Source organism: Elizabethkingia bruuniana (genome assembly GCF_002024805.1).
GTDB classification, from domain to species: domain Bacteria; phylum Bacteroidota; class Bacteroidia; order Flavobacteriales; family Weeksellaceae; genus Elizabethkingia; species Elizabethkingia bruuniana.
Window position 1 is genome coordinate 596,622 of sequence record NZ_CP014337.1, and the last position, 9,066, is coordinate 605,687.

Annotated in this window: 20 protein-coding genes; 19 read left to right on the forward strand and 1 reads right to left on the reverse strand. The window is 34.3% G+C overall.

All coding sequences use genetic code 11. From position 1 onward, the window contains the following. Positions 1-2: 2 nt before the first annotated feature. The 9 genes from AYC65_RS02775 to AYC65_RS20970 all read left to right on the forward strand — a co-directional run bounded on the left by AYC65_RS02775 (position 3) and on the right by AYC65_RS20970 (position 5,104). Positions 3-362, forward strand: coding sequence for a DUF3127 domain-containing protein (locus AYC65_RS02775; protein WP_034871289.1), 360 nt, complete (start codon positions 3-5; stop codon positions 360-362). A gap of 281 nt (positions 363-643) precedes the next feature. Further along, on the forward strand, positions 644-1,102 hold the full coding sequence (locus tag AYC65_RS02785; RefSeq protein WP_078674637.1) for a hypothetical protein: 459 nt from the start codon (positions 644-646) through the stop codon (positions 1,100-1,102). 11 nt (positions 1,103-1,113) lie between these two features. Continuing rightward, positions 1,114-1,491 carry a hypothetical protein gene (locus AYC65_RS02790; protein WP_052114781.1) on the forward strand — a complete coding sequence of 126 codons (378 nt, stop codon included), beginning with the start codon at positions 1,114-1,116 and terminating at the stop codon, positions 1,489-1,491. A gap of 211 nt (positions 1,492-1,702) precedes the next feature. Further along, positions 1,703-2,656 carry an RNA-directed DNA polymerase gene (locus tag AYC65_RS02795; protein WP_034871287.1) on the forward strand — a complete coding sequence of 318 codons (954 nt, stop codon included), beginning with the start codon at positions 1,703-1,705 and terminating at the stop codon, positions 2,654-2,656. Then, positions 2,649-2,945, forward strand: a complete 297-nt coding sequence (locus tag AYC65_RS02800; RefSeq protein WP_034871286.1) for a hypothetical protein — start codon at positions 2,649-2,651, stop codon at positions 2,943-2,945. The genes AYC65_RS02795 and AYC65_RS02800 overlap by 8 nt, the downstream gene beginning before the upstream one ends. A 1-nt stretch (position 2,946) precedes the next feature. Then, positions 2,947-3,105 carry a hypothetical protein gene (locus AYC65_RS20685; RefSeq protein ID WP_157893254.1) on the forward strand — a complete coding sequence of 53 codons (159 nt, stop codon included), beginning with the start codon at positions 2,947-2,949 and terminating at the stop codon, positions 3,103-3,105. A 37-nt stretch (positions 3,106-3,142) separates the two neighbouring features. Further along, positions 3,143-3,985 (forward strand): hypothetical protein, encoded by an 843-nt coding sequence (locus AYC65_RS02805; RefSeq protein ID WP_131828180.1) that lies wholly within the window; start codon positions 3,143-3,145, stop codon positions 3,983-3,985. Further along, positions 3,870-4,718, forward strand: a complete 849-nt coding sequence (locus AYC65_RS02810; protein ID WP_108721719.1) for a hypothetical protein — start codon at positions 3,870-3,872, stop codon at positions 4,716-4,718. Before AYC65_RS02805 ends, AYC65_RS02810 begins: the two co-directional genes overlap by 116 nt. Positions 4,719-4,720: 2 nt before the next feature. Next, positions 4,721-5,104, forward strand: a complete 384-nt coding sequence (locus tag AYC65_RS20970) for a hypothetical protein (protein WP_185117053.1) — start codon at positions 4,721-4,723, stop codon at positions 5,102-5,104. On the opposite strand, the gene AYC65_RS02820 is transcribed toward AYC65_RS20970, so the two are convergent. Continuing rightward, complete coding sequence (locus AYC65_RS02820; protein ID WP_078674638.1) at positions 5,105-5,248, reverse strand: ribbon-helix-helix protein, CopG family; 144 nt, start codon at positions 5,246-5,248, stop codon at positions 5,105-5,107. It lies immediately after the preceding gene. 118 nt (positions 5,249-5,366) lie between these two features. On the opposite strand from AYC65_RS02820, the gene AYC65_RS02825 reads away from it, so the two are divergent. The 10 genes from AYC65_RS02825 (at position 5,367) to AYC65_RS02865 (ending at position 9,065) form a co-directional block, all read left to right on the forward strand. Next, the gene (locus tag AYC65_RS02825; RefSeq protein WP_034871284.1) at positions 5,367-5,852 is read left to right on the forward strand and encodes a hypothetical protein; all 486 of its coding nucleotides are present in this window, start codon (positions 5,367-5,369) and stop codon (positions 5,850-5,852) included. 43 nt (positions 5,853-5,895) lie between these two features. After that, positions 5,896-6,039, forward strand: coding sequence for a hypothetical protein (locus AYC65_RS20690; protein ID WP_157893255.1), 144 nt, complete (start codon positions 5,896-5,898; stop codon positions 6,037-6,039). A 19-nt stretch (positions 6,040-6,058) separates the two neighbouring features. Continuing rightward, positions 6,059-6,484 (forward strand): YopX family protein, encoded by a 426-nt coding sequence (locus AYC65_RS02830; protein ID WP_034871283.1) that lies wholly within the window; start codon positions 6,059-6,061, stop codon positions 6,482-6,484. A 7-nt stretch (positions 6,485-6,491) separates the two neighbouring features. Continuing rightward, the gene (locus AYC65_RS02835) at positions 6,492-6,791 is read left to right on the forward strand and encodes a nucleoside triphosphate pyrophosphohydrolase family protein (protein WP_034871282.1); all 300 of its coding nucleotides are present in this window, start codon (positions 6,492-6,494) and stop codon (positions 6,789-6,791) included. Between the two features lie 16 nt (positions 6,792-6,807). Then, the gene (locus tag AYC65_RS02840; protein WP_034871281.1) at positions 6,808-7,029 is read left to right on the forward strand and encodes a hypothetical protein; all 222 of its coding nucleotides are present in this window, start codon (positions 6,808-6,810) and stop codon (positions 7,027-7,029) included. After that, entirely contained in the window at positions 7,026-7,424 is a 399-nt protein-coding gene (locus tag AYC65_RS02845; RefSeq protein ID WP_034871280.1) for a hypothetical protein, read from the forward strand. Before AYC65_RS02840 ends, AYC65_RS02845 begins: the two co-directional genes overlap by 4 nt. A 163-nt stretch (positions 7,425-7,587) precedes the next feature. Continuing rightward, a complete protein-coding gene (locus tag AYC65_RS02850; protein WP_034871279.1) occupies positions 7,588-7,905 on the forward strand; it encodes a hypothetical protein in 318 nt (105 codons plus the stop codon). Next, positions 7,902-8,156 carry a hypothetical protein gene (locus AYC65_RS02855; RefSeq protein WP_034871278.1) on the forward strand — a complete coding sequence of 85 codons (255 nt, stop codon included), beginning with the start codon at positions 7,902-7,904 and terminating at the stop codon, positions 8,154-8,156. The genes AYC65_RS02850 and AYC65_RS02855 overlap by 4 nt, the downstream gene beginning before the upstream one ends. Next, positions 8,156-8,512, forward strand: a complete 357-nt coding sequence (locus AYC65_RS02860) for an HNH endonuclease (protein ID WP_034871277.1) — start codon at positions 8,156-8,158, stop codon at positions 8,510-8,512. Before AYC65_RS02855 ends, AYC65_RS02860 begins: the two co-directional genes overlap by 1 nt. A gap of 139 nt (positions 8,513-8,651) precedes the next feature. Beyond that, a complete protein-coding gene (locus tag AYC65_RS02865; protein WP_034871275.1) occupies positions 8,652-9,065 on the forward strand; it encodes a recombination protein NinG in 414 nt (137 codons plus the stop codon). Position 9,066: the final 1 nt, after the last annotated feature.

Below are 9,066 nucleotides of genomic sequence, written 5' to 3' on the forward strand. Positions count from 1 at the left end.
ACATGGAACTAAGAGGAATTTTATTAAACAAAAGTGAAGTAAAAACATTTGAAAGCGGATTTAGCATACAGGAATTTTATTTAGACTGTAAAAGATTCAATCCGAATACAGGCGAACCGATAGAGAATGTTTTAAAGTTTCAGACTTCAAGGTCTGTAGTACTTGATACATTATCCGGATTATCGAAGGGGCAAAATGTTATTGTATCATTCAATCCACAGGGTAGAGTATACGATAAAAAAGATGGAACCGGAAAGGGGCATGCTCAGAATCTTGATGCATGGAAAATTGAGATAATCCAAAATAATAATACTTCTGGCGATCATGTTGGAATCGATGAAGATCCTGATTTACCATTCTAGCCATGAAAGCCACATCAATTATTTCTCATGAACTTATTAAGCCTCATAAAGAGTGTATACACGATAAAATTTATCGGGGCTTATTAAAGATTAAGCGGGGTTCCTTCCGGGATATAGCGAAAGCGTCCGGATTAGAAGAAGGTCAAGTATGGAAAAGGCTTTCAGAAATGGTTAAAAAGAGCATGATTAGAGATAGTGGAGAGGTTAAGTTATGTGAGGTATCTCGTAGGCCGGTAGTAATCTGGGAAATTATAGAATAACATTAAATAATCATAAATAAAATGAATACAACATTAAAAATTGAAATCCCTGCGGGGTACGAAGTAGACAACTTTGATCCATCAACTGGAGAAATTAAGTTTAGAGAAAAGCCAAAAGACATTAAAGAGCGAATCAAGACTTTTGCTGATGTACTTAAGTATTTTGGAATTGATGAAACTTATTTCAATGAGCAGAATGAAGACCTTGAGTCTGATGAAGTAGCATACAGAAAAGTAAAGCTAATTGTTAAGGCTCTTAATGAAGGATGGACTCCTGATTGGTCTGATTCGGATCAATACAAATACTTCCCATGGTTCAATATGAGTTCTTCTTCGGGTGCCGGTTTCTCGTTCTTCGTCTACGTTCACTGGTATACGTATTCGTATGTCGGCTCTCGCCTTTGCTTTAAAAATAGAGATTTAGCAAAATATGCCGGACAACAGTTTGAGAGTATTTATAAAGAATTTATGACCATTTAAAATTAACAATAATGAATATTACAGATAAAGTAAAAAGTTTTGAGGATGCTTGTCAATTATTAGGAATAGAGCCTAATGTTCCAGAAGTATCAATGCTGCCAGATAACCATCAAAAGGCACTAGTAGCACATTATAAGCTAGTAATTATAGCTGAGGCAGTAAATGAAGGTTGGAAACCAAATTGGGATAACTGGGATGAAATAAAGTATTATCCTTGGTTTGACTTAGAAGGTTCTTCTTCGGGTGCCGGTTTCTCGTACGGCGACTGCGCTCTCTGGGATTCGTATTCGTCTGTCGGCTCTCGCCTTTGCTTTAAAACATGGGAATTGGCAGAGCATATAGGAAAAACATTCATTGACCTGTATAAAGATTATTTCTTACTGGATTAAAAAATAAAGGTTGTGTGATGTTGTAGTTGTAGTTCTTCTTCAGGTGCCAGTTTCTCGTACAACGACTACGATAACTGGAATACGAATTCGAATGTCAGCTCTCGAGTTTGCAAAATATTTACATCACAGACCTTACCCCTTGGTAAAAAACAACAAAACTTTAAAGGCGTTGGTAGCAAAAGCGAATGCGACTTAATAAGAAGCAAAGGATATGAAAAGAATAGGAAACGTTTATCAGGAAATAATAAGTATAGAAAACTTAATTATTGCCGATGGAAAGGCACAAAAAGGAAAATCTAAGAATTACGGTGTGCTTACCCATAATAAAAACAAAGAAAGTAATATTATGAAGCTTCATACAATGCTAAAGGATAAAACTTACAGAACATCGGAATATGATATTTTCAAAGTTTATGAGCCAAAAGAACGTGAAGTATACCGTTTGCCTTATTTCCCTGACAGGATTACTCATCATGCGATAATGAATGTTTTAGAGTCTGTTTTTGTTTCGGTATTTACTGCGGATACATACAGCTGCATAAAAGGTCGAGGAATACACAGAGCTTCATTTGCAGTCAGAAAAGCGTTGAGAAATGAAACTGAAACTACCTATTGCTTAAAGCTTGATATCAAGAAGTTTTACCCGAATGTGGATCATGATATTCTAAAATCACTACTACGAAAGAAATTTAAAGATAAAAACCTTTTGTGGCTGTTAGATGAAATTATTGAATCTGCTGCAGGAATTCCAATCGGAAATTATTTAAGTCAATACCTGGCTAATTTTTACTTAACCTACTTCGATCACTGGATTAAAGAGGAAAAGCAAGTAAAGTACTATTTCAGATATGCAGATGATCTGGTAATCCTTTCAGGAAGTAAAGAGTATTTGCATCAGCTTTTAAAAGAAATAGAATCCTATTTATCTGAAAAGTTAAAGTTAACAGTAAAAGATAACTGGCAGGTATTTCCTGTAAAAAGTAGAGGAATAGACTTCGTAGGATATAAGCATTTTCATAGTCATACTTTGCTTAGAAAGTCAATAAAGAAAAGATTTGCAAGAATGCTAAAGCGTAATCCTAGATATCAATCAATAGCATCATATAAAGGATGGTTAAAGCATTGTAATTCTAAAAACCTTTTAAAAAAGCTACTCAATGAATAATTTTAAAGAATTCAATATAAAACCGAGTTTTATTGCTTTTGTAGGAGATAAAGTTAAAATGAGTAAGGTATTAAATACTGAAATCATAATTCACGACTACAAAATAAAAGACTCAGAAAAAAGACCTGGCACTAAATATTTAACGCTTCAGATAACAAGAAAAGGAGAAAAGGAAATAATCTTCACATCTGCCAAAACATTGATGGATATGATTGAGCAAGTGCCAAAAGACAAGTTTCCTTTTGTAACTACGATTACCCAAGAAGATCAAATGTTTCAATTCACCTGATATGGAAACAAAAACACTTAACAAGGATAATGTTTTCCGGGGTCAAATTTGGGGTAAAAAAGGAGACAAGGTTAAAATAATATCAATCAGCGGATCAGCCGTTGTGTACGAAAATGCAAAAGGGAAAAGGTTCCCCTGTAACATTAAAGATTTAGAGTAAGATGAACTATTTAGCTGCAATAAATAATTTTTGGTCTATGAATGAAATCCATTCATTCCACTCCAACGAGATAGCCCTTTACTTTTACCTATTAAGAGTAAACAATCTTTGTTCGTGGAAAGAATCCTTTAAGCATAACAATTATAAAATTATGGCTGCAATCAATATTAGTTCTTTCAAGACTCTTTCAAATGCTAGAAACAAGCTTAAGCAATCCGGATTAATTGACTTTAAAACCAAAAATGGAAGTGCAGAAACTGAATACTCATTATCAACCTTGGTAAAAAATACAAAGGTTAAGGATGAGGTAAGTGACGAGGTATGGGATGAGGTTATGACGAGGTTAGGGATGAGTAAAGATAAACTAAACAAAACTAGTTCTTCTTTTAAAAAAGAAGCAAAAGGGGAGAGTGATGATTTAGAATTTCCAGAAGAAGAAATAGAAATTGAAAAACCTGTTATAAATCCTGACGAAGAAAAAGAAAAAAGTTGCGCTAAAAATGAAAAAGAAATCATTGAGTATTTCCATGAGCAGTGTAGCACCTTGCCAAGGGTACAACTGGTAAATGATACGAGAAAGAAAGCAATTAAAGCCCGGATTAAAGATGTAGGAGTTGAGAGAGTGATGCAGGTTATCAGGCTGACTGGTGAATCAAGTTTTCTAAACGGTGAAAATGACCGTGGTTGGTCCGCGGACTTTGACTGGATAATGAAGCCAACAAACTTTACAAAAATTTTAGAAGGTAATTACAGAAATAGAACAAATGGACATAATCAAACAACAAGCTCAGGATCTGGCAACAAAGGACCAGTTCAAGCAAATCAGGTTCAAAGGCGAAATAACCAATTTACCATTGACGATTTTACAGTCCCTTCCTGAGATAGTAAAACGTGAGGTTGATTATCCGCTTTTCAAAAACAGTGGTGAAGAAATGATTAAAACGCTGAATATGGTTTCTTCCATGGTTGGGGTGAATTTCGGAACTGATGAAGAGTATAAAAAAACTTCCGGTGCTCATTGGATAAGTTTCTGCCAAGGTTACCAGCTCACAGCACTTGAAATTATTGAGGCTTACCGAATGGCATTGCGTCACGAGTTCCCGGAAATAAAAGTTTTTCCAAACCTCAGCTTAATAACGGCCGGAGAGATTTTAAAAGCATATCAGGAGTTTAAGCATGGAAGTGAAGAATGGAACCGAGGTCGAAAGCTAATTCACAAGACGCTAAACCCAGCTATTGAAGAATCAGAAGAAACGAAACTGGCCAGAAGAAAAAAGATGTGGGATGATTTGGTACAGAAAGTTAAAAATGATGAACCATGTGTGTATGCTGGACACTTTTACAGTGAATTAGATGAGAAAGGATGTTTTGATTATCTGACAGCAAGTGATAAGAATCGCTTAATTCGATCAAAAGCTGCCCAAATTTTAAACAAAGAAATAACAAAGGGTACGAATATCCATTTTAGAAAAGAAGAGGCTGTAAGGCTGTTAAAAACGCTTAACGAAACCAACAAAATAAAAAGTGATTATCTCAACGGAATGGCAATTCATCACGCAAAGGATCACCTGGTTTATGAACACATTAAAAAACACCTAAAAGAATATTTGTAACCATGGCAAAAGTAAAGAGAAAATCGGATCATTCAGAGTTAATGGATGGATCGGGAAGGCTAACGAAGAAACAGGAGAATCAAAAGGCTTTAGAAGTACTGGCAAGAGCAAAAGCAATCAACCGTCCTGTAAGATATGCCCCGGAAATTGATAACGAGTTCAGAAGATCATTAAAACCGAAAGAAGAAATAAAGCCAAAAATTCAAGCTAAGAATCCCCAGTATTCAAGAGATCAAGTTTTGAAGTTTAAATACAGCATACTGGGCAAAGCGTACGAATCCGGAAAGTCAATAGAGGATTGCTGCAAGCTAATCAATATACACAGGCATAATTTCAGATCGTATTATGATAGGTATTTGATAGCGAAGGTGACTTATAATCTGTAATTATTTTAGTTTTTCCTTCTTCGCCAGTTCTCTAATTGCTTCTTCAATGACATTGGCTTGTGTAGATTGTCTTTTTTCAGCAATCTTTTTTACCAGAGCATCAACCTCATCAGAAACACGTATAGAAAGCAGTTTTTTAGCCATTCCTCATAAATTTTAACGCAAAGATAAAAAATGTATGTCAAAATAATATACAAAAGCTCGAAAAACATTTGCATTGTATTTCAAAATGACATACATTTGTTTCAACAAAAAATCAAATATGAAAACTAACAGATTAGAAATATTAGAAAATTCATTAGTAAAAAAAGAAGCTGAGTTACAAAAGCGTTTTGATAATCATTTCAGTACTTGGAAACAGACTAACGGACAGCCGATGAATGATAAGCGAGGCGGTGGGGCTTTCTTTAAAAAGATAGAAAAGCAAAATGATTCAATCAGAAACATGCAAGCCAGTATCGAAAAGACAAAGGACGCTATTGAAAGAGAAAAGGGTAAGATTAAAAATGTTGAGGCGGTAAGCTTGCCAATTGAAATTAAAAATCTGATTGATGAAGGTAAAATTACTCAATGGAGAAAGTACCCAAATAGATTCTTTGTAGTTGGAGTTGATAAAGCGAGAATTATCTACGATGAAAAAGGCGGTTTTATTTCTCATTCGTATTTATCACAGATTCCAAATCAAGAGCAATACTCAATTTTCAGACACATTTATAACGCTTTAAATAAAGATCTAAGTAAAAAATAACTAACCCACCCCTCTGTAATAAGAGGGGACTAAAACAGAAGATATGGAAAAAATAAAAGTAATTCTAAAAGATGGTAGAGTGGTTTACCATAGAGTAAGTGGAATGCTAGCCATGGATATTGATGCAATGCTATTTGATAAATACGGATCGTATGGATATACTACCTGGCATTATGTTGAATCTTAAACAACCAAAATAAAACGATATGAGAGAAATAATATTTAGGAGTTGGAATGAAATAGACCAATGTTTCTACTACTTCACACAGGGGCTGTATTTTGACAGTTTAGAGTTTAATAATGAAGTAGACGCATTTTGTTTCAAATGGACTAATGCAGAAGAGTTCACCGGACTTTTTGACAAAAACGGAAACAAGATTTTCGAGGGGGATTTGATTGCACTACCATACATAACTCCAATGGGGCAAATAACCTCAGAAGAAGATGAAGACCTTAGAACACATGTAATATTTGAAAATGGTGAGTTTGCATTAAAAAACACTCCTTTATCTGAATGGATTGAAAGAGAAGAAGGTGAATATATACCTAATCATGGCAATAAGGTCATATTTAAAGGCTTCTTAGGCGCTGTAATCGGCAACATACACGAAAGTTTAACCCCAAACAAATAATAATGATATGAATCACAACGAAGCAAAATTATTATATGAAAAGGCATTAGAAAAATGGGGTCACAAATCTCAATTAGAAATGCTACAAGAGGAAAGCACTGAACTAGCGCTAGCTACAAGGAAATACATTAGAAACCCAAATGAAGAAACATTAACTGCATTAGCCTCTGAGATTGCAGATGTTAAGATAATGATGGAGCAGTTAGCATTAATGATTCCGGATATTATTATTCTATCAAATGAATGGTGTAAAGTTAAGCTTGAAAGGCTAGTAAAAAGATTGAATGAAAATAGATTCGAAGATTAACCCCAAACAAATAATAATGAAAAGACTGGAAGAACTATTCACAGAAATGACAAGAGAAATACCTTTTGTAATTAACGAAGAATTAAAGCCCTACATATTAGAATTAGCACAGATCTACGCCCGCGAAGTAGCTCAGGCTTCTTTGGAGAAGGCAGCGGAAGAGGTATCAAGAAATTATAACGATAGCTATGAGTGTAAACAAGACATTTTAAACCCTAACAACATAACACTACTATGATGGAAACACCAAAACAACAAGCAATTAAGGCTGCCTACGGGGAGTATTGGATAGGATTATCTAACGATCAACAAAAATATGCATTAGAAAATGAAGGTTGGATTAAAGTTACTCCTTACCAATATCAGATGGATATGTTCTCAAGACTAAAATTAAACAAAAATACGCATTCAGTTCGTCCAAAATGTCTTACGGGAATAAGAAATAATAATTCATGGACACGAATAGAAAGCGAAGAGGATCTACCGAAGGAAGAATGCAAACTATTTGTACATCCTCCATATCAAGATCAGTTCATATTCCATTACCATAATAATGAAGGCTCAAGGAAAGAATTAATACAAAACCATACCCACTACCAACCAATAGAAGTACCAAAATCACCAGTATTTTAATTATGAAAGCAAAAGTTAATTACAACGCTATTGACACATGGCTAGAACCATATATAGGACATGAGTTTGAAGTGGTCAAAGTAACCCGGAATCAGGTTTATTTTAAAATAGATAGAGGTTACTCCATTTGTACAGAAAAACATGATAAATTAAATTTTAATCTATGAAAAAATACAGAATTAAACTTTGGATTATTTCCCTTTGGTGCTATATCTGGTATAAACCTCACTATGTTCTTCATGTAGAAAAAGACGAAGATGATGACGAAGAATATGAGGAACATAGATATTACGTTAAAAAACGAGTTATTCCGTGGATTTTACTTTTTCCTATAGTAGCTATACCACTCTTTATTTATGGAGGTTTGAAAGCTCTATTTGATTATTTCGCCTTCATATTCACATGGTACAAACACTGGATAACAGTAAGACAGAAAGAAATTGATTTTAAAACCAAATTAGATATTGTTAGAAGGTTATGAGCAATAAAGTACCAGAAAATTTAATTATCATCGGTTCAGGAGAACAATTATCTGCATTTTGCCAGGCGAATGGCTATTCTTTACATGAGATAAATGCTGCTATTGAAGCCTTTCAAGCAAAAACCGGAGCGATGAAGGAGAGTATTAAGATGATAGTATCTGCAGCTGTGGAAGAACTTGAAGAAACGTACGTCGATAAAAAGCCCAGAGGTGTTATTCCTCCTAATTTTTACAAGAAAAGAAAATACTGATGAAACTAACCAAAGAACAGCGAAATACCCTTCATCAAAAATATAATGGTAAGTGCGCTTACTGTGGTTGTGATCTTCCTAAGAAATGGCATGCTGACCATATAGAGCCAATTGTACGCAATTGGATGGATGGCACTTGTGAAAAACCAGAGAATGAAAACTTTGAAAATTTAAATCCGGCATGTCCAAGCTGTAACATTCAAAAGAATTCTTACTCATTAGAACAATTTAGGGAGAACATAAAGGAGTTTGTCGGTTCGCTGAATAAATACTCCACTCAGTATAAGTTCGCTAAAAAATACGGACTTATTGAAGAAACAGAAATTGAAGTTAAATTTTATTTTGAGAAATTATGATAGAGATAGGAGAAAACTTAAAGAATGTCTTGTTAGCAATAATATGTGCCATTGGTGTAGTTATTATGACGGTATACAGCATTAAAAAGCAAATAAAATGACAATAAAAAGCAAATAATTTGTTATATTTGTATAAGTTATGATCGAAGCAAAGACAATACAAAAGTATAAGAATAAAAAGCTTGGTGCTCTTATCGAAAAAGCGCAAGAAGTTGTGAACGCTTATGTCAGAAAAAGAGATCAGATAAACGAACGATGTGATTTTGTGTGTATTTCTTGTCAAAAGTTGAAATCAAAAGACCAGGTTAATGCCGGGCATTATTTTAGCCGAGGGCAATATGGGTCAGTTAGATTTGACTTAGATAATATCAACAGCCAGTGTATACAATGCAATCTACATTTACACGGCAACCTAATACCATACCGCGAAAATCTGATCAAAAAGATAGGTCAAGAACGGTTTGACCAGCTAGAAATGATGAGCAAATTAAAAAACTTCAAACACGACCGTTTCGTATTGATAGATATAATTGAACGGTTTAAAAAATATTAAT